This window comes from Bradyrhizobium tropiciagri, from assembly GCF_018130545.1.
In the GTDB taxonomy this organism is placed as follows: domain Bacteria; phylum Pseudomonadota; class Alphaproteobacteria; order Rhizobiales; family Xanthobacteraceae; genus Bradyrhizobium; species Bradyrhizobium tropiciagri_A.
The window spans coordinates 913805-932855 of record NZ_JAFCKF010000001.1; the positions used below are offsets into that span (position 1 = coordinate 913805).

Annotated in this window: 21 protein-coding genes; 14 read left to right on the forward strand and 7 right to left on the reverse strand. The window is 64.6% G+C overall.

Features of this window, described 5'->3' with window-relative positions; translation table 11 throughout:
- Position 1: 1 nt before the first annotated feature.
- Together JQ616_RS04450 and JQ616_RS04455 are read right to left on the reverse strand one after the other, a co-directional pair.
- Entirely contained in the window at positions 2-361 is a 360-nt protein-coding gene (locus tag JQ616_RS04450) for a hypothetical protein (RefSeq protein WP_212012509.1), read from the reverse strand.
- A 254-nt stretch (positions 362-615) separates the two neighbouring features.
- Positions 616-963 carry a winged helix-turn-helix transcriptional regulator gene (locus tag JQ616_RS04455; protein ID WP_212012511.1) on the reverse strand — a complete coding sequence of 116 codons (348 nt, stop codon included), beginning with the start codon at positions 961-963 and terminating at the stop codon, positions 616-618.
- Positions 964-1067: 104 nt separating this feature from the next.
- Here JQ616_RS04455 and JQ616_RS04460 point away from each other — a divergent pair, with 104 nt between their 5' ends.
- Both JQ616_RS04460 and JQ616_RS04465 read left to right on the forward strand, forming a co-directional pair.
- Positions 1068-2519 carry a CDGSH iron-sulfur domain-containing protein gene (locus JQ616_RS04460; RefSeq protein ID WP_212012513.1) on the forward strand — a complete coding sequence of 484 codons (1452 nt, stop codon included), beginning with the start codon at positions 1068-1070 and terminating at the stop codon, positions 2517-2519.
- A gap of 221 nt (positions 2520-2740) precedes the next feature.
- Positions 2741-3091 (forward strand): RidA family protein, encoded by a 351-nt coding sequence (locus tag JQ616_RS04465; RefSeq protein ID WP_097676765.1) that lies wholly within the window; start codon positions 2741-2743, stop codon positions 3089-3091.
- Between the two features lie 80 nt (positions 3092-3171).
- Here the strand turns inward: JQ616_RS04465 and JQ616_RS04470 are convergent, their stop codons facing one another.
- Both JQ616_RS04470 and JQ616_RS04475 read right to left on the reverse strand, forming a co-directional pair.
- Complete coding sequence (locus JQ616_RS04470; protein WP_349629948.1) at positions 3172-4227, reverse strand: alpha/beta fold hydrolase; 1056 nt, start codon at positions 4225-4227, stop codon at positions 3172-3174.
- 284 nt (positions 4228-4511) lie between these two features.
- Complete coding sequence (locus JQ616_RS04475; RefSeq protein WP_212012517.1) at positions 4512-5591, reverse strand: aromatic ring-hydroxylating dioxygenase subunit alpha; 1080 nt, start codon at positions 5589-5591, stop codon at positions 4512-4514.
- A 107-nt stretch (positions 5592-5698) separates the two neighbouring features.
- On the opposite strand from JQ616_RS04475, the gene JQ616_RS04480 reads away from it, so the two are divergent.
- The 12 genes from JQ616_RS04480 (at position 5699) to JQ616_RS04535 (ending at position 16618) form a co-directional block, all read left to right on the forward strand.
- Positions 5699-6607 (forward strand): LysR family transcriptional regulator, encoded by a 909-nt coding sequence (locus JQ616_RS04480; RefSeq protein ID WP_212012519.1) that lies wholly within the window; start codon positions 5699-5701, stop codon positions 6605-6607.
- A 102-nt stretch (positions 6608-6709) separates the two neighbouring features.
- Complete coding sequence (locus tag JQ616_RS04485) at positions 6710-7399, forward strand: RNA polymerase sigma factor (RefSeq protein WP_212012521.1); 690 nt, start codon at positions 6710-6712, stop codon at positions 7397-7399.
- Between the two features lie 94 nt (positions 7400-7493).
- Entirely contained in the window at positions 7494-8015 is a 522-nt protein-coding gene (locus tag JQ616_RS04490) for a DUF4142 domain-containing protein (RefSeq protein WP_212012522.1), read from the forward strand.
- 11 nt (positions 8016-8026) lie between these two features.
- Positions 8027-8347 (forward strand): cupredoxin domain-containing protein, encoded by a 321-nt coding sequence (locus JQ616_RS04495; RefSeq protein ID WP_212012523.1) that lies wholly within the window; start codon positions 8027-8029, stop codon positions 8345-8347.
- 94 nt (positions 8348-8441) lie between these two features.
- Entirely contained in the window at positions 8442-8804 is a 363-nt protein-coding gene (locus JQ616_RS04500; RefSeq protein ID WP_212012524.1) for a nuclear transport factor 2 family protein, read from the forward strand.
- Between the two features lie 131 nt (positions 8805-8935).
- The gene (locus JQ616_RS04505; RefSeq protein ID WP_212012525.1) at positions 8936-9733 is read left to right on the forward strand and encodes a helix-turn-helix transcriptional regulator; all 798 of its coding nucleotides are present in this window, start codon (positions 8936-8938) and stop codon (positions 9731-9733) included.
- 102 nt (positions 9734-9835) lie between these two features.
- The gene (locus JQ616_RS04510; protein WP_212012526.1) at positions 9836-11005 is read left to right on the forward strand and encodes a cytochrome P450; all 1170 of its coding nucleotides are present in this window, start codon (positions 9836-9838) and stop codon (positions 11003-11005) included.
- Positions 11006-11274: 269 nt separating this feature from the next.
- The gene (locus JQ616_RS04515; RefSeq protein ID WP_212012527.1) at positions 11275-11670 is read left to right on the forward strand and encodes a DUF5132 domain-containing protein; all 396 of its coding nucleotides are present in this window, start codon (positions 11275-11277) and stop codon (positions 11668-11670) included.
- A 148-nt stretch (positions 11671-11818) separates the two neighbouring features.
- Positions 11819-12376 carry an HMA2 domain-containing protein gene (locus JQ616_RS04520; RefSeq protein ID WP_212012529.1) on the forward strand — a complete coding sequence of 186 codons (558 nt, stop codon included), beginning with the start codon at positions 11819-11821 and terminating at the stop codon, positions 12374-12376.
- 25 nt (positions 12377-12401) lie between these two features.
- Positions 12402-14519, forward strand: coding sequence for a heavy metal translocating P-type ATPase (locus JQ616_RS04525; protein WP_212012531.1), 2118 nt, complete (start codon positions 12402-12404; stop codon positions 14517-14519).
- Positions 14516-15355: an EcsC family protein gene (locus JQ616_RS04530; RefSeq protein ID WP_212012533.1), complete on the forward strand. Its 840-nt coding sequence runs from the start codon at positions 14516-14518 to the stop codon at positions 15353-15355. Before JQ616_RS04525 ends, JQ616_RS04530 begins: the two co-directional genes overlap by 4 nt.
- 30 nt (positions 15356-15385) lie before the next feature.
- A complete protein-coding gene (locus JQ616_RS04535; RefSeq protein ID WP_212012535.1) occupies positions 15386-16618 on the forward strand; it encodes a DUF445 domain-containing protein in 1233 nt (410 codons plus the stop codon).
- A 73-nt stretch (positions 16619-16691) separates the two neighbouring features.
- Here the strand turns inward: JQ616_RS04535 and JQ616_RS04540 are convergent, their stop codons facing one another.
- From JQ616_RS04540 to JQ616_RS04550, 3 genes are all read right to left on the reverse strand, one after another.
- Positions 16692-16892: a hypothetical protein gene (locus tag JQ616_RS04540; protein WP_212012537.1), complete on the reverse strand. Its 201-nt coding sequence runs from the start codon at positions 16890-16892 to the stop codon at positions 16692-16694.
- Complete coding sequence (locus JQ616_RS04545; RefSeq protein ID WP_212012538.1) at positions 16892-17995, reverse strand: hypothetical protein; 1104 nt, start codon at positions 17993-17995, stop codon at positions 16892-16894. Before JQ616_RS04545 ends, JQ616_RS04540 begins: the two co-directional genes overlap by 1 nt.
- Before the next feature lie 124 nt (positions 17996-18119).
- The gene (locus JQ616_RS04550; RefSeq protein WP_212012540.1) at positions 18120-19049 is read right to left on the reverse strand and encodes a dihydrodipicolinate synthase family protein; all 930 of its coding nucleotides are present in this window, start codon (positions 19047-19049) and stop codon (positions 18120-18122) included.
- Between the last annotated feature and the right edge of the window lie 2 nt (positions 19050-19051).

Sequence of the window (19051 nt, forward strand, 5' to 3'; positions counted from 1 at the left end):
CTCACGCCAACTTGGTGAAGAGCGTGAGGATGCCGTTGCTGAGATTGACAGCGACCACCTGCGCCGAGCTCAGTCCCTTCGCCTTCAGCGCGGATGTCGCCTCCGTGGACGCGTCGATGGAACCCCGCAGGCTCTTCAGGTCTTCTTCGGTTGCCTTTGCGATGACAGCCTCGACCCTTGACCGGACTTCGGGCTTCAGCTCCTTCACGTCCACCACCTGGATGGTCTTGATCGTGGCGGGCTGTTCGGATTGGGCCTGCGGCATCGCCTTCGGTTGCGTTCCCTGCACTTGCGCCCAGGCAGGAGTTCCAAGCGAGAGTGCCGCAACGATGATGGACGCCGTAGAGATGCGGATGCGCATGAGCATTCCTTGTGTTGATTGCCCCCAACACATCCCGCGACAACGAGCTTTCCTCGCTGATGGTTCCGGCCGGAAATCCACTCTCCAGACTGGTTCCGTGCGAAAGTTATGGAACCGTCGCAGGCGGCGCGGCCAAAACCTCGAAAACAACCCCATGCAAAGTAGCCGGCGGTGACCGGCGTTCGACCAAGCGACTTGACACGTCGGGCAACTCAGGGGCACACTTCTAATATTCCGAAATCACAGTCTCACCCCTACTCCGCCTCCGCGCTGAGGAAGCGAACACCGAACGTGTCAGCGTTGGCCTCGCCCCAATCGTAGAGCGCCTGCAGCATCGGCTTCAGCATCTCGCCGCGTTTGGTCAGGCAATAGCGCGAGGAGCCGCCGCCGCGCTCCTGCTTGACGAAACCTGAATTGCAGAGATCGCGCAGCCGCTCGGTCAACACCTTGTCGCTGAGCTGCGGGATGTCGTGGCGCAATTCGCCATAGCGCATCGGCCGCACCTTCAGCCGGCTCAGGATCACGGTTTTCCATTTGCCGCTGAGCTGATCGATCGAGAACTCGACCGGGCAACCATATTTGCGCTTGGTCTTGCGGATCATCGCAACTCTCCCGCGGCACTTTCCATCTGGTTCGTTGAGCGCCGCCATCGATCCATCTAAGCACGCTTCGCACGGGTGGACGAGTTCAGGGATCATTGCAAGGCATGACAGACGACAATTCCGCCCAAGGCCCACACGACAAGCAATTTCAGCGTAAGCGCATCATCGTCAGACGCAACGGGCCGTATGAACCCGAGCCCGGCATTGCGATCGTCGATCATCTCGGCGTGCCAATCGCAGCCGAGGTGCCGGTACGGCTCTGCCGCTGCAGGCAATCGCAGACAAAACCGTTCTGCGACGACAGCCATGTCGCGCGCGGCTTCACCGACGGCAAGGATCCGCGGCGCGTACCCGACAAGCTCGACGTCTATGCGGGGCAGCAGGCCTATGTGTTCGACAATCGCGGGACCTGCGCGCATTCCGGTCTCTGCACCGACCGGCTCAACTCGGTGTTTCATCTCGGCGAGGAGCCGTTCGTCGCACCGAGCGGCGCGCGCCTCGACGATCTCATCAATGCGGTGCGCAGATGCCCGTCGGGCGCGCTCGGCATCGGCATGGGCTCGGAGCGCGACGCCAATTTGTCCGACGTCAGTCGGCCGCCGCAGATCGAGGTGTCGAAGGACGGGCCCTATCGCGTCACCGGGCATGTCGACCTGGTCGATGAGGACGACACGCCGATCGCGCAGAACGCGGGCGCATCACAGGAGCATCTCAGCCTGTGCCGCTGCGGCTCGTCGCTGAACAAGCCGTTCTGCAGCGGCATGCACTGGCATGTCGGGTTTCACGACCCGGTCCCCGATCCGCTGCGCGAGCCGACGCTGTTCGAATGGGCCGGCGGCTATCCGGCGCTGCTCGACATGACGCGGATCTTCTACAGCCGCTATGTGCCGGAGGATCCGCTGCTCGGACCGCTGTTCGCCGAGATGTCGCCGGATCATCCCGAACGGGTGGCGGCCTGGCTCAGCGAGGTGTTCGGCGGGCCGAGATTCTACACCGAGCGCTATGGCGGCTATCGGCGGATGGTGTCGCAGCACATCGGCAAGCAGATCAGGCCCGAGCAGCGCGCGCTGTGGGCCACCTACATGGTGCAGAGCGCCGACGATGCCGGACTGCCGTCCGACCCGGAATTCCGCGCCGCCTTCGTCGCCTATATCGAATGGGGCTCGCGCATCGCGGTGGAGAATTCCGGCCCCGGCGCGCAGCCGCCACCGAACATGCCGGTGCCGCGATGGTGGTGGGTCTGCAACGCAACGCCGGCCGCGCGGCCGTCCGCAACCGCCGGCGATGCGCCTGCCGCGAGCGAGACCACCGCGGCCCCGCCCGGTCCCGGCGAGGCCGTGCAGTTCGACCAGCACATCCGGCCGCTGTTCCGGTCGATGGACCGCAACTCGATGCTGTTCGCGTTCGATCTCTGGAAAGAGGAGGATGTTGCCAGGCACGGTCAGCAGATATTGGCTCGCCTCGAGGCCGGCACCATGCCCTGCGACGGCGCCTGGCCGCCCGAACGTATCGCGCTGTTCGCGCGCTGGGCGAATGGGCTGAATCCGCAGGTTTGATTGCGCCGAGGCGATCTCGGAGCAATTTCGAGCGATTTCGGTGAACGGTGCTGCAAATTGTGCAGTAGCGGTGGCCACATTGACGGGCTAGAGGTTTGGTTCTGATCAAATCAGAACCAAACCTGTCGATCTCTTGTTTTGACGCGTTTTCTTCACGCGAACCGGTAGCCACTTCGCTCGAAAACGCTATAGACATGCCCGCCATTCAAGTGGAGACCCAAATGAGCATTCAGCGTTTCGAAACCGGCCCGCGCATGAGCCAGGTCGTCGTGCACGGCAACACCGTCTATCTCGCCGGCGTCGTTGCCGGCAAGGCCGCGGGCGGCAGCGTCACCGACCAGACCAAGGATATCCTGTCGATCATCGACGGCCACCTCGCCAAGGCCGGCACCGACAAGTCGAAGCTGCTCAGCGCGACGATCTACATCACCGACATGAAGACGTTCCCGGAGATGAACGCGGCGTGGGATTCGTGGGTCTCGGAAGGTAACACCCCGGCCCGCGCCACCGTCGAGGCCAAGCTCGCGGCGCCGCAGTACAATGTCGAGATCATGGTCGTCGCGGCCAAGTAAGCGCGCGCACGCCGATCGAGTAAGAGTTCTCGAAGCCCCGGATTGCAAGCCGCAATCCGGGGCTTGTTTTATCCACAGCCTTACGCACCGATCCGTGGTCGTTGAGCCGAGGCATCACCGATGTCGGACTGAAGCCAGCGCGCGATCCGGCGCCATGAGCTGGTCAGCGCCTTGCAGCCCATGAACAGGCCGAGGTGCCCGCACGGTTCGGTGCTACGCTCCAGCCACATCGGCGGCGTGCCCAACAGTCGCGCGGTCGCAAACGCCTGATCGCGCGGAACAACAATGTCATCGTCAGCGGCCAGCAGGAAGGCCGGCGTCTTCACCTCGGCGAGATCGATCCTGCGGCCGAGCGCGACGAAGTCTCCGCGAGCGATCCGGTTGTGACGAAAAATCCAGTTGATCACCTCGAGATAGTAGGCACCCGGCAGATCAAGCGTCTCGCGATTCCAGCGCTGGAAGCGATCGAGCAGCGAGCCGGCATCGTCCGATCCGTCGCGCAGGCCCCGTTGCAGCACGGCTTCGACATCCTGCAGGCCAAAGGGAATGCTCCAGCATTGCAGCATGTGCGTGCCGCTGATGACGCCGGCGCCCTGATGCACCAGCGCCGTGAAGCTCTGCTCGGGTAGCGCGGCCACCATCCCGGAGAGCTGCGATGGCACCGAGACATCGATCGGGCTGCTCGCCAGCACGAGCCGCCGCACCTTGCCGGGGAAACGCGCGGCATAGAGCAGCGACAGCCATCCGCCCTGGCAGAGACCGACAAGATCGACCGGCGGTCCGATCGTGTCGACGGCGACGTTGAGATCGGAGAGATAGCTGTCGATCGAGAAGTAGCGCATTTCAGGCGTGGCCGAGCGCCAATCGGTGAGATACAGGCGCGCGATGCCTGACTGTTCGAGCGTCCCGATCAGGCTGTGGCCGGGCGCGAAATCCGCAATCAGCGCGCGGTGCAGCGCGTAGGGCGCACAGATCAACAGCGGCTGGCCATCGGCGCTGCGCGAAAAATCCAGCAGATGCATCGACGGCAATTCGAGCGCGATCCTGTTTGGCGTCGTCCAGGCGAGCTGCGCGTCACCCGGGTCTGCATGCCCGGGTGCGTGGTCGGCGTACCACTGCCAATAAGCGTCAAGCACCAACCTCGTGGCTTCAAACGGCCACAGCCAAGCGTGCTGCGCACCGACAGCGCCCGTCACCCGTTCCGGTAACTTCGCGTTTTCGGTCAAAATCATTCACCGATTGATCGCCGCCGAGATAGTCCGGCCAGCACGGGTCGAAACCTTGACCCCTATCAAGAACCGACGAATTCAGATCGCAAGTTCTACGCCAAATCAAAGGGAGGAGCGGCCATGCCGGGGTTCACGATCTCGCGACCCCAGGATGACGTTCCGGCCAGGGAGAGGGCCACCGGCCGCGCCAACTAGGCGGCGCGCGCCGCGCTTTTCTCGGCATCGAGCCTGCGGGCGAACAGCCAGCGGAAATAGGTCAGCGGCGCGTCGGCACCGATCGCGAGCAGCTGATAGTCCGGATCGGCGTCGAGCACCTTCTGCTGCGCCTCGATGAAATCCTTGTCCTCGTTGAAGGCTTCCTCCAGGGAATGCCGCAGCGACAGCGATATGTTCGGATTGTCGGTGTCGAAATCGTGCAGATAGTTCCAGAAGAAGTGCGTCGAGGATCGCGTCTCCGGCGTCATGAACTGCGCGTTGCGATATGACCGCGTGCCCGGAACCTGGACACCCTTCTCGACGCCCTGCCCGGCCGGCGCAAAGGTGGTATCGAGCGTGAAGATGCCCGGCACGATCATGCGGCCGATATTGCGGCGGTCGACCGGATCGGCTTTGTTCGCGATCACCTTCTTGTGGTAGGGCGGCGCATCGGCGCCCATATGCCAGCGCTCGACGCGGAAACCGTCGTCGAGCTTCTCGATCGCGACCGGCTTTGTCTTGTAGGCGTATTCCTCGGATCCGCCGAGCGTGTTGGTGTGCACGAAGGCGAGATGCGCGAAGTCGCTGAGGTTGTCGACGATCAACAGCCAGTTGGCCTTGTAGTGCATGTAACCCGGCAAGCCGCGCCACTTCGGGTCCTCGAGCGGCGGATAGTCGAGGATCAGCTTCGGATCGGCCTGCTCGGGATCGCCGGTCCAGATGAAGATCATGTTGTAGCGCTCGACCACCGGATAGCTGCGCACGCCGAGCTTGGCCGGGATCGCGTCCTGTCCCGGGATCTGGATGCACTTGCCGTCGGCCGCGAACTTCATGCCGTGATACATGCACCTGATATCGTCGCCCTCGACGCGCCCCATCGAGAGCGGCGCGGCGCGATGGCAGCAACGGTCGTCGAGCGCGACCACCTTTCCGCTGGCGCCGCGATAGATCACGATCGGCCGCTCCAGGATGGTGCGCGCCAGTTTCTTGCCGTCGATCAGCTCGTGGTTCAGCGCCGCCACATACCAGGCGTTGCGCAGGAAAATTCCGTCGTCGTTAGCCAAGTCACGTGCCATGTCACCCTCCCGATGCAATGTTGCTTGCAACGAGGTTTAAGTGATCCCGACCGCCGGGATAATCCGATTTGGCTGGACACACTGTACCGCTGGATGGACAATCGGCCATGGAGTGGCGCGATTGGGAGCTGTTTTGCGAGGTTGTCGAGCATGGCGGATTCACCGCGGCCGCGCGCGTGCTCGGACATCCCAAATCGAGCCTCAGTGCTGCGGTGCAGCGCCTGGAAGCCAATCTCGGGCTGCGCCTGATCGAGCGGACCACCCGGCATCTGCGGCTGACCGATTCCGGCGAGACCATCTATCGCAAGGTGCGCCCGCTGTTCACCGCACTGCACGACACCCACAGCGAGGCGCTGGCGATGTCCAGCGCGGTCGCGGGCACGCTGCGGATCAAGGCGCCGTACGAATTCGGCGCGCATCACGCGGGGCCGGTCGCCTGCGCGGTGATGGGCCGCTATCCTGAGCTTTCGATCCGGATCGACGTCGAGCACGACATCGTCAATCCGATCGCCGAGAACTACGACATTGTGTTCGCGATGCTGGAGGCGCCGCTACCGTCGGCCGGCATCGTGATCCGCCGCGTCTTCACCCTCGAACGCGGCCTGTTCGCGGCACCAGCGCTGCTTGAGAAGATCGGCGAGCCGCGCACGCTGGATGAGTTGAGAAAGCTGCCGCTCTTGACCGGCCCGAGCGATCCGCCGTGGGCGATTACCGCACCTAGCGGTGCCGTCGAGCACCTTGCGGTCGATCGCGCGCGGCTCACCAGCTCGAATGCCCATGTCCGGCTGCAGGCGGCGCTCGCCGGCCACGGCGTGCTGCGGGTCACCGCGAGCTACACCCGCGCCGCGGTCGCCGCCGGCGAATTGCGGCGGGTTTTGCCCGACCATGCCTGCGAGCCGCTCAACGTACACGCGCTGTTGCCGGCGCGGCAATTTGTCCCGGCGAAAGTGCGCTGCTTCCTCGATGCGATGGAGGCGCATGCGCACGGCGATCCCGAGGCCTACATCAAGCCGTAACCGCTGATCGGTCTTTTTGGCCAATCGCCATTTTGTCGGGAACCTGTGCGTCCGGTCGGCATCCAATGGTATTATTCCGCCAATAGTGAGGGCGAACCCGCCATGCGCCAGGCCCATGTCACGTCGCTGCTGCCGATCCGCGCGGCCGATGCCGAGCTCGTGCAGCGCGCGCTAGCCCGCGACGAAGCGGCGATCCGGACCATCATGCAGGCGAACAATCGCCGGCTGTTCCGGCTGGCGCGCGGCATCCTCCGCAACGACAGCGAAGCCGAGGATGTGGTCCAGGACGCCTATATGCGCGCCTTCACCCATCTGGACCAGTTCCGCGGCGACTCCAGCCTCTCGACCTGGCTATCGCGGATCGCGATGAACGAGGCACTCGGCCGCCTGCGTAGCAAGCACACAAACGTGGAGTGGTCCGAGCTGCCGAAAGGCGCCCTAGAGGCAGAGATCATCCAGTTTCCCCTGTCGTCAACGGACGATCCGGAAAAATCCATGGCCCAACGCGAGATTCAACATGTCGTCGAGCACGCGATCGACGAACTGCCCGAAGCGTTCCGCCTCGTCTTCATCACCCGCGTGATCGAGGGCATGAATGTCGAGGAGACCGCAGACATCCTCGGCCTGAAGCCGGAGACCGTGAAGACCCGCCTGCACCGCGCCCGGACCATGCTGCGCGACAATGTCGAGCGGAAGATCGGCCCCATCGTGATGGAGGCCTTTCCCTTTGCGGGCAGGCGCTGCGAGCGATTGACCGAGGCGATCCTGAAACGGCTTGGCATCACGGCATAGATTTTTTGGGAACCTCTGCCGGTCCGCGCCATCCAACTCCTGTGCAAGCAACGACGTGCCGCGCGCTACGCCGGCGCAACAGGAGTGTCAAACCATGTTCGTTCGATTGAGCATCGCGGTCGCCGCGCTCAGCGTTCTCAGCGGAGCAGCGCTGGCGCAGGGCGCAAAGCTGACCGATCCGCAGATCGCGCACATCGCCTATACGGCTGGCGTGATCGACATCAATGCCGCCAAACAAGCCGAGGCGAAAGGCTCCAACAAGGAGGTCAAGGCGTTCGCCAAGGACATGGCGCGCGATCATGAGGCGGTGAACAAGCAGGCACTCGATCTCGTCAAGAAGCTGAAGGTGACGCCGGAGGACAACGACACCAGCAAGGCGCTGTCGAAACAGGCGGCCGACAAGCTCGCCGAGCTCGGCAAGCTGAAGGGGGCCGCCTACGACAAGGCCTATATCGACAACGAGGTCGCCTACCACAAGACCGTCAACACCGCGCTGGAGACGCAGCTGATCCCCTCGGCCAGCAATCCCGAGCTGAAGAGCCTGCTGCAGACCGGTCTGAAGATCTTCCAGGGCCATCAGCAGCATGCCGAGCATGTCGCGGCCAGCCTGAAGTAAGGAGGCGCGCGATGTTGCCAGGACGCTATCTCGCGACGCTCGCATTATTCGCGCTCGGCGCGATGGCCGTCCCGGCGCACGCGGCCACCATCCAGATCGTGATGGAGAATCTGGTGATCTCGCCGGCCGAGGCATCGGCCAAGGTCGGCGACACCATCGAATGGGTCAACAAGGACGTATTGGCCCACACCGCGACCGCGAAGAACGGCGACTTCGACGTGACGATCGCGCCGAAGAAGACGGTCAAGTCGGTGCTGACCAAGGCGGGCACGATCGACTATTACTGCCGCTACCATCCCAACATGAAGGCCGTTCTGAAGATCGCGCCGTAGCTCGCGCGATGACCTCCGAGGTAATCGATCGGCGCAAGCAAACCTTCGATAGTCCGGACAGCCGCACAGTCCGGCCCATCAGAAGGAGAGCACCATGACCGACCACGCCACCGTCGCCCGCCGCTACATCGAGCTCTGGAACGAGCGCACGCCGAGCCGGCGCCGCGAAATGCTGAGCCAGAACTGGACCGCCGATGCGCGCTACATCGATCCGCTGATGAGCGGCGACGGCCATGAGGGCGTCGACGCGCTGATTGCCGGCGTGCAGCAGAAGTTTCCGGACTTCTCGTTCAAGCTGATCGGCGAGCCGAACGGGTTCGGCGACCATGTCCGCTTCTCCTGGGGGCTTGGGCCCGACGGCGTCGACAGCCCGATCAAGGGCACCGACTTCGCCATGCTGAAGGACGGCCGGATCAGGAGCATCACCGGGTTCCTCGACCAGGTGCCGGGCACCTGAGGCGATTTCCCCACGGCCGTCATTCCGGGACGGCGCGCAGCGTCGAGCCCGGAATGACGAGGGGATGGGACGCGGCCGCTTCCACCCCCGCAATGTCGCTGCTAGTCTTCCCGAAACACAGGGAGGACGCCATGAAGGCCGATTACGCCTTCAAGACTTCTGTCATCAGCGACATCACGCCGGCATTGCTGGCGATCGGCCGCGACGGCTTTGCGCAGGCGCTGATCGGCACGTTACGCCGCGTCGCCGGCGTCGGTCACTGCATGGTGTTTTCGTTCACGGGCCCGCGCTCCGCCGCATGCCTGCTCGACGTCGGCAACATCCCGACCGGGCGCGATCTCGGCATCGCCTATTCCGAACATTTCCATCAGGCCGACCCGAACCGCGATGCGGTGTTCGAGGGTCAGGCGCAGGCCGCGCCGATCCTGCTGCCGACCTTCGCCCGCCGCATGTACAGCGACGGCTACCGCAAGATCTTCTTCGACGATTCCGACATCGTCGACAAATTCGCCTCCGCGATATGGACCGGCGATACCTGCTTCTACGTCAATTTCTACCAGATCACCGAGCAAGGCCGCTTCAGCCGCGAGCAGATCGCGCGCCTCGCCGCGGTCGCGCCCGCATTGACCGCAGCCGTGGCGCGGCACTTCCAGCGCGATACGGCGGCAGAGACCGATCCGGTCGCGCGGCTGAAGACCCTGTTTGCGACCAGTGAGCCGCTCGCCAGATTGACCGGGCGCGAGAAGGACGTCTGCCTGCGCATCCTGACGGGCCTCAGCTCGGAAGCAATCGCGGCCGAGCTCGGCATCGGGCTGCACTCCGCCCTCACCTATCGCAAGCGTGCCTATGACAAGCTCGGCATCTCCTCGCAGAACGAGCTGTTCGCGATCGCATTGCGGCTGATGGCATCGGGACGCCGGCTGAACTGAGGGTGCCCTAACGGTGGCCTGTCCCAAACGGTAGGGACAGACCGGCAACGACCGGGCGCCTATGCTTGGTCCGAAACCTGAGGCCAACCCCGAGACCGCGCCGTGAGCACCGCCCCCCATTTCGACATCGACGTCACAGCCTTCTGGCAGGATCCCTATCCGGCGCTGGCGCGCATGCGCAAGGAGGCGCCGATCGCCTTCGTGCCGCAGCTCGGCAGCACGCTGCTGTGCAATCGCGACGATATCTTCGTCTCGGAGAAGCAGATCGACGTGTTCTCGTCGCACCAGCCCGAAGGGCTGATGAACAAATTGATGGGCCACAACATGATGCGCAAGGACGGCGATGCGCACATGAACGAGCGCAAGGCGATCTTTCCGACGATCTCGCCGAAGACAGTGCGATCACACTGGACCGCGCAATTCGCAGGCCACGCAAAGCGCATCCTCGACGAACTGGAGCCTGACGCCGTGGTCGATTTCGTGCAGGCCTTCGCGCTGCCGTTCTCGGCCGAATGCCTGAAATCGATCACCGGCCTCACCAACATGCGCTTCCAGGACATGAATGCCTGGTCGCAGGGCATGATCGACGGGGTGGCCAATTATATCGGCGATGCCGCGATCGAGGCGCGCTGCCATGCGGCGACCGCGGGCATCGACGCCGCGATCGACGACATGGTCCCCAGGCTGCGCAAGACGCCCGACCTCAGCCTGCTCGGCGTGCTGCTGCAGACCGACATGCCGATGGAGAGCGTGCGTGCCAACATCAAGCTCGCGATCTCGGGCGGACAGAACGAGCCGCGCGACGCGATCGCCGGCACGGTGTGGGCGCTGTTGACCCATCCGGACCAGCTGGCGCTGGCGATCAGCGGCGCGATCCCGTGGTTGCAGGTGTTCGAGGAATATGCCCGCTGGATCTCGCCGATCGGGATGTCGCCGCGGCGGATCGCAAAGCCCTGGACGATCCGGGACGTCGCCTTCGAACCCAATGAGCGGGTGTTCCTGATGTTCGGCTCGGCGAACCGCGACGAGAAGCATTTCGACCGGCCTGACGCGTTCGACGTGCGCCGCGATGCCGGCAAGAGCATCGCGTTCGGCGCCGGTCCGCATTTCTGCGCCGGCGCCTGGGCCTCGCGCGCCATGGTCGCCGACGTCGCGCTGCCCGCGATCTTCGAGCGGCTCAGGAATCTGCGCCTGATCGAGAACAAGCCGCCGCGGATCGGCGGCTGGGCCTTCCGCGGCCTGCTGGATTTGCCTGTGACGTGGGACCGCTAGGACAAAGCGTGGTGGCCGGTACCCGGCCTGGCGCCGCGTTTGTATAAAACCGGTAACACAGACATCTACAAGCATTGATAGATGGGCCCTCGGAGCGGCCTGCGGAGCCATTCGGACGCGGCCTCGGCCTGCAAAATCACCTCCTGCTGCGATGCGACACCATGCCGCCAGAACCGGTCGGACGGCTGTAATGAAAGTGTCACGAATCCATTTCAATCCGCCGTTATTGGTGAAACTGCAGTCAGTTGAGCGGTCACAAGGGATTTCCGATGAACCCGAACCACAATGGTAGCAGTCACGACGCCGGCCTCCACCATGACGCCCCCGAGCAGGATTCCGAGGAAGGCGGCGGCATCAACAAGACGGTCGCGGTTGTCGCGGTGGTGGCCGTGGGTGCAGCCGTGTTCGAAGCTGCTTTGCTCCCGGGACTTGCACTCGGCGTTGCTGCGGTCGCGGCGCCGAAATATCTGCCGAAACTGGCCGGCGCGCTCAATCCGCTGTTCAAATCCACCGTTCGCGGCACCTACAAGTTCGCGCAGAAATCACGCGAGATGTTTGCCGAGGCCCACGAGCAGGTGAACGACATCGTCGCGGAAGTGAAAGCCGAAGGCCAGGCGCAGGAAAAGGCGGCGGCGACAGAGGGCCGGGCGCACTCCGCGGCCTGAGCCGGGCGCCCAACGCTCCGGATACGACGCGACGAGGTGCGCCGGTGACCGTCCTTGCGATGGCGAGACCGGCGCTGCAGGCAATCGTGTTTGACGACGGCTTCATTCACGTCCCGCGCCGGCGCTCGAATGCTGTTAGAGGACGACGATGACCAAGATGAAGCTGCAGATTGCGCATCAGGTTCCCGGCCGGATTCGCATGAAGGTGCCGTCGGCGAAGGAAAACCCCGAGCTTCTTGAGCAGATCAAGCAGACCTTCAGCGTCATTCCCGGCATCGAGGAGGTCATCGTCAATCCGGCAACCGGAAGCATCGTGCTGCACTACGACACCGAACGGCACGACGAATTTCACGGCCGGCTCGAGCACCATACCGGCGGCCATTACAAGCCGCCGACCAACGAGATCGACGCGCTCGCCACCAAGATCGAGCAGGAAGCCGAGTACCTCGCCGAGCATTCGCATACGGCAAGGGTGATCGTCGATTTCTTCAAGGACTTCGACAACGGCATCAAGGTCGCCACCGGAAACGTCGTCGATCTGAAGATCCTGCTCGCCACCGGCATTGCCGGCTTCACCATCTTCGAGGTCGGCGCCAACGCCGCGACCCCGGTTTGGGTCACGCTGGCGATCTTTGCACTCAACCACATGATTCAGGCCAACATGGGCGCCGCGGAAGAGGCGGAGCCGGCAGGCGCGAAGGCCTGACCGCCAAGGGCGAGAGTGCGAATTCATGGATTTCCGCTTCTGCCACTCGATGCCAGGCCGCATTCGTCTCAGCATTCCCGCGCTCGGCCAAAATCGCAAGCTGGGTGAGAGCTGCCTTGGCTGGCTGCGGGCGCAGGACGGCATCAGGACCGCGCGGATCAACTACGACTGCGCGAGCCTCGTGCTGGAATATGATCCGGCGCACGAGCAGAGGCTGCTCGCGCTGCTGAACGGCTTCAAGGCGATGAGCCTGGCCGACGTCAAGGCGCTCTGCGCCAGCGCCGCGCCGGAAGTGGCTTCGGCGCGCGCCAGCGTGCCGGAAGTCTCCAAGCGCTCGCCGCTGACGCTGCCGACGCTGTCCTTGTTCATGGCCTTCAGCGCCAATCCGGTGATCGCGGCGGTCAACATGCCGCTGATGCTGTGGAATGCGATCCCGATCGCCAAGCGCGCCTGGAAGGTCTGGGCCAACGAGAACCGGCTGAACATCGATGTGCTCGACACGCTCGCGATCAGCGCCTCGGTGCTGCAAGGCAACCCGCTGGCGGGCTGCATCGTCACCTGGCTGATCAAGCTCGGCGACTGGATCCGCGACCTCACCGCCGCGGGTTCGCGGCGCGCGATCAACGAGCTGCTCGAATTCCAGTCGAAGACCGCCTGGCTGCTGCGCGACGGCGAGGTGGTGTCGATCCCCGCTGCCGAGCTCAAGAACGGCGACATCGTCGTGGTGTATCCCGGCGAGATGATCCCGGTCGACGGCGAGATCATCGACGGCTCCGCCACCATCGACCAGAAGACGATCACCGGCGAGGGCCTGCCGGTGCATCGCGGCAAGGGCGAAGCCGCCTTTGCCGCCACCGTGATCCGCGAGGGCCAGATCACGCTGCGGGCGCTGCGGGTCGGAACCGCGACCACCGCCGGCCAGATCGTGCGCTTGATCGAATCCGCGCCGATCGGCGACACCCGCATGCAGAACCATGCCGAGCGCTTCGCCGACCGGCTGGTGACCCCGACGCTGGCGCTCGCCACCGGCACCGCCATGGTCTCGGGCGACTTCAACCGCTTCCTGTCGCTCGTGATCGTCGACTACGGCACCGGCATCCGCGTCGCCGCGCCCACATCGGTGCTGTCCTCGATGACCTTGGCCGCGCGCACCGGCATGATCATCAAGAGCGGCGGTCACATGGAGAAGCTCGCCGGGATCGACACCATGGTGTTCGACAAGACCGGCACCCTCACCCACGGCACGCCCGCCGTGATCGACGTGATCTCCTATCAGAAGCAGATCACGCCGAACCATTTGCTCGGGCTCGCCGCGGCCGCCGAAACCAAGCTGCAGCATCCGGTCGCCGAAGCGTTGCGCACCCGCGCCCGGCAGCTCGCGGTGAACATTCCGCCGTGCAACGAGACCACCTACCGCCTCGGCCTCGGCGTCGAGGGCCAGGTCAACGGCTATTACGTCCATGTCGGCAACCAGCGCTTCATGCGCCAGAGCGAGATCGCGGTCGATGCCTCGGTGCTCGATCGCGCGGCACTCGACGAGCGCGGCTATTCGAGCCTCTATATCGCTGTCGACGGCAAGCTCGCGGGCCTCGTGCCCTATTCCGACGAAATCCGCGAGGAGAGCCGCTCGGTGATCCAGCGGCTGCATGCGCTGGGCGTCAAGAACAGCATCATGCTGACCGGCGACAATGCGGTGGTGGCGCGCGCCGTCTGCGAGAATCTCGGGCTGACCGAGCACTTCGCGGACATGCTGCCCGCCGACAAGGCCGGCGTGATCCAGGAGCTGCAGCGCCAGGGCCGCAGGGTCGCCATGGTCGGCGACGGCATCAACGATTCCCCGGCGCTCAGCTTCGCCGATGTCGGAATCGCGATGAAGCATGGCGCCGAGGTCACCCACGAATCCGCCGACGTCATCCTGATGGAGGATTCGCTCTGGAAGCTGGTCAAGGCGGTCGAGATCTCGCAAGGCGCCGTCAGCCTGATCAAGCAGAACTATGCCATCGTCGCCGCGCTCAACACGCTGGCGCTTGGCCTTGCTTTGCCCGGCGGCCTGATCACGCCCGAGATGACCGCGCTGATCAGCAATGGCTCGGCGATCCTCGCGAGCGTCAACGGCATACGGCCAATTCTCAGGTATCAATGAGCCAGGATGTCGCCCAGCTCGTTGTGCTTCCTCCCGGCGATCACGCCGCACTCCAAGCCGCGGTCAAGATACTGGAAAGCCCGAACCTGGCGGCGCGGATCGCTGACTATGCCGGCGTCCCTGTCAATCGCGTCCTGAACCTGCTGCCGAAAACCGCCAACCGCCAGCTCAGCGGGCTGGTGCGCACGGCGGTCATGAAGGGGCTGGAAGTGGCCGTCGACACGCTCGACGAAAAGCCGCCGCCCTCACCCGCGGTGACCTTCTCGTCGTTTCTCGCCGGCGTGACCGGAGGCGTCAGCGGCCTGTTCGGCTTCGGCGCACTCGCGGTCGAACTTCCCCTGACGACGACCTTGATGCTGCGCGCGATTGCCGAGATCGCACGGCACCAGGGCGAAGATCTCTCCAACATCGAGGCAAGGCTCGCCTGTCTCGAAGTGTTCGCCTACGGCACCAAGCGCACCGACGAGACTGTCGACATCGGCTACTATGCCGCCCGCGCCCTGATCAGCAAATACACCAGCGACGCCGCCGCCTACATCCTGGAGCGCGGCGCGGTCGATGCGTCCGCCCCGGTGATCTCCAACCTGGTCAGCGAGATCGTCTCAAGGTTCGGGCTGGTGGTCTCGGACAAGGCCGCGGCCGGCGCGGTCCCGATCATCGGCGCGGCGTTCGGCGCGACCGTCAATGTCATCTTCATGGACCATTTCCAGAAGATCGCGAAGGGGCACTTCACCGTGCGCCGGCTGGAGCGGATCCATGGCAGCACCGGCGTTCGGCAACATTATGCGGCGATTGCGGCCGGGCTCGCACCGCGGCGCGGCATCGCGACGGCATGAGGCGTTTGGCAGCAATTGGACATCGGCGCCGTGCTTCCGCCTGAGGACACCAGGCTGCGCGACCTTCGTCGCATGCGCTCGCTCGCCACGGCCCTGCTAGTGCTCATGCTGCTGGCGTTTGTGGCGACCTCGATGGCGCAGGCGCATTGGCCGTGGCTGGCCTATCCGCGTGCCTTTGCGGAGGCCGCCATGATCGGCGCCTGCGCCGACTGGTTCGCCGTCGTCGCGCTGTTTCGCCATCCGCTCGGGATCCCGATTCCGCACACCGCGATCGTTCCGCAGAGCAAGCAGCGCATCGCGGTCGCGCTCGGCCGCTTCATCGCCAACAACTTCCTGTCGCCGCGCGTGATCGGCGATCGCATTCGCGACGTCGACATCGCCGGCTGGACCGCGCAATGGATCGAGCGGCCGTCGCATGCCCGCAGCGCGGCACAGCGCACGGTCTCGGCGGTGCATCAGGCCTTGCAGGCGACGCCGAGCGCCGACATCAACGCCTTCCTGACCCGCCGGACACGGCAGGGGATCGCGGCGGTTCCGGTGGCGCCGCTCGCTTCGCGCCTGCTGGCGCTGTTGTGGGCGCATGGCGACGCGCAGGCGCTGGTCGAGCGCCTGATCACATCGGCCAGCGTCGCGCTCGCCAACAACAAGGAGACGATCCGCAAGAAAGTCTCACAGCGTTCCTACCGCTTCGTGCCGAAATGGGTCGATGGCATCGTCGCCGACCGCGTCATCTCCGGCATCGGCCAGACCCTCGACGAGATGCGCGAGCCGGACCATCCCTGGCGTGTCGAGCTCAAGGCCGAGATCGAGCGCCTGATCGACCGGCTCGCCACCGATCCCGACTACCTCGCCAAGGGCGAGGAGCTGAAGCAGAACATGCTGGATAATCCCGCCGTGATCCGGCAGATCGACGCGATGTGGCACGCCATCGAGGCGCGACTGAACTCCGCCGCGACCTCGGCTGCGATCGCCGACGCGATCGAAACCGCCCTGATCTCGGTTGCGGTGCGGATGCGTGACGATGCCGAGATGCGCGACCGCATCAACCGCTGGCTTCGCGTCGCCGCGCTGCGCGCCGTAGCATCGCGGCGCCAGGAGATCGCGGCCTTCATCCGCAAGGTGGTCGAGAACTGGGACACCGAGACGCTGATTATGCGGATCGAATTGCAGGTCGGACGCGATTTACAGTTCATCCGGATCAACGGCACCGTCGTCGGCGGGCTCGTCGGTCTGGTGATCTTCTCTGTGTCACGCTGGCTGTAACGCGTTCAGATTCTTGTATTGACGCGTTTTCTTCACGCGAACCGGTGTCCACTTCGCTCGAAAACGCTTTGGGTCAGGGAAAACGAATCCGAAGCAGCGGCAATTGCTGCAACCTGTCGAGCAGGCGCACGATCTGGCTTGCGGCCATGCCGAGGCAGCCGAGGATGAAGTGGCGGCGGGTCAAGCCTGGCTCACGGACCACCAATTCCAGTCGCTGGAGGTGTGGTTCGGGCGGGGTGTGCGCACGCAAGGCAGGAAGCGTCGTCATCTGCATCAGCCGATCGGAATGCGGATTTCCGGCGCCGCGGTCATCTGCTCGATCGTCGTGTCGAACGACAGGCAGTCCGGATTCTCGCCCGGCATCCGGCGCAACGTCTCGACCAGTTGCTCCTGCTCCAGCAGGAACGAGCGGCCGTCGCGCAGCCGGGCATAGGCCGCCCACGGCACGAATTTGGTGAACGGAAACCGGAATCCCTCGCGCGGCGACACGTCGATGTTCATGCCGGAAACGAACAGCAAGTTCTTGGTCGCAAACGCCGGCTCGCGCAAAATGCTGCGGTAGGTGCGGTCGAACTCGGCCTGGGTGACGAAGCGGGCGGCATCCAATGCGGGATGCGGCGAGGTCACCAGCGCCGGCATCACCGGAGCCAGCGCCGCCTCGAGAATGTCGTGACCCTCGGGACCTTCGGCCAGCGCGCGGCGGAAGTGGAACAGATCGGGCGACAGCGCCGCGCCGATCGGTTCCGGCGTCTCGCCAAAGCAGACCTCGCCGAGCCGCGCGCGGATCACCGGGTTCGCGCGAAACACCTTCGAGGTGCTCAGCACGGTCAGCGGCTGCACCGGCATCTCGACCATCCGCTCGAGCGCCAGGAAGAGACCGTCGCTGCGGCTGTCGTCGAGATACTGGTTGTCGATCTGGAACACCGGCACGCCATTGAGGCGGCCGCATTGCACCTGCTGGCAGGCGAGCGCGTAGTCATCCTCATACCAGCGCAGCACGCCGCAGAGCTTGCCGCAGCAATCCCCGAACCTGCAATCTTCGGTGCGGTGGCGCTGATAGACGCCAAAGCGGCCGTCATCGGGATTGTAGCCGACATGGCTGGCCTGGATCAGCACCAGGTCTTCGCCATGATGCGCATAAGGTCCGTGGCGGTTGATCGCAACCTTGCCGCCGACCCGCCCATGATCGAACGGAAACGTCCCGAAATGCTGGGCCAGCAGCATCACCGGATAGCCCTGGCTCTCATCCGAGCAAAAGGCGCGCGACGGCAGCATATGCTGGCGCTCGAAGCCGAGCGAACGGCAGTAGTTGTAGAGCCGGGGCACGAAATGCCCGTAGCGCATCGCGAAACGACCAACCCGGAAGGTTTCGATCATCTGCTTCCGCCTGACCAGTCCGACATATCCAGCGCGCGCGGGAAACGTCCCCGCTCCCGCTACCGGCGGGAACGGTAGATGCCGTTGTTGACGGTTATGTGAATGCGGCAGCCGGGTGGAGAGCTCAGCGCCCCCAGCGCAGCACGACCGGGTCGAGCGTGCGCGCGATCTCGATCAGGCCTGCGCGCGTCGCCGGATGCAGCGGCTGCAACGGGTGACGCACCGCGTCCGACTTGATGACGCCGCCCTCGCGCATCAGCACCTTGCAGGCTTGCAGCCCGCATTGCCGGTTCTCGTAATTGATCAGCGGCAGCCAGCGCGCATAGGCCTGCACGGCTTCGTCGCGGCGGCCGGCGAAGAACGGATCCATGATCTGGCGGATGCCGTCGGGATAGCCGCCGCCGGTCATCGCGCCGGTGGCGCCGGCATCGAGGTCGGCCATCAGCGTGATCGCCTCCTCGCCGTCCCACGGCCCCTCAATCACGCTGCCGCCCTTCTCGATCAGGCCGCGCAGCTTGTTGGCGGCCATCGGCACCTCGATCTTGAAATACCTGACATTGCCGAGTTCCTTCGCCATCCGTGCCAGGAAATCGATCGAGAGCGGCGTGCCGGCGACCGGCGCGTCCTGGATCATGATCGGAATGCCGATCGCATCCGAGACCACCCGATAGAAGTCATAGATCGCCGGTTCGCCGACGCGGAAGGTCGCGCCGTGATAGGGCGGCATGATCATGACCATCGCAGCACCGGCGGCCTCCGCCTGGCGGCTGCGCTCGGCACACACCGCGGAGGAGAAATGCGTGGTGGTGACGATGACGGGGATGCGGCCCGCAACATGTTCGAGCACCGCATGCATGACGGTCTCGCGCTCGGCATCGGTCAGCACGAACTGCTCGGAGAAGTTGGCCAGGATACAGATGCCGTGGGAGCCGGCGTCGATCATGAAATCGATGCAACGGCGCTGTCCGTCGAGGTCAAGGTTGCCGTTCGCGTCGAAGATGGTCGGCGCGACCGGGAAGACGCCGCGATAGGGACGCTTTGCGATTGTTGTCATAT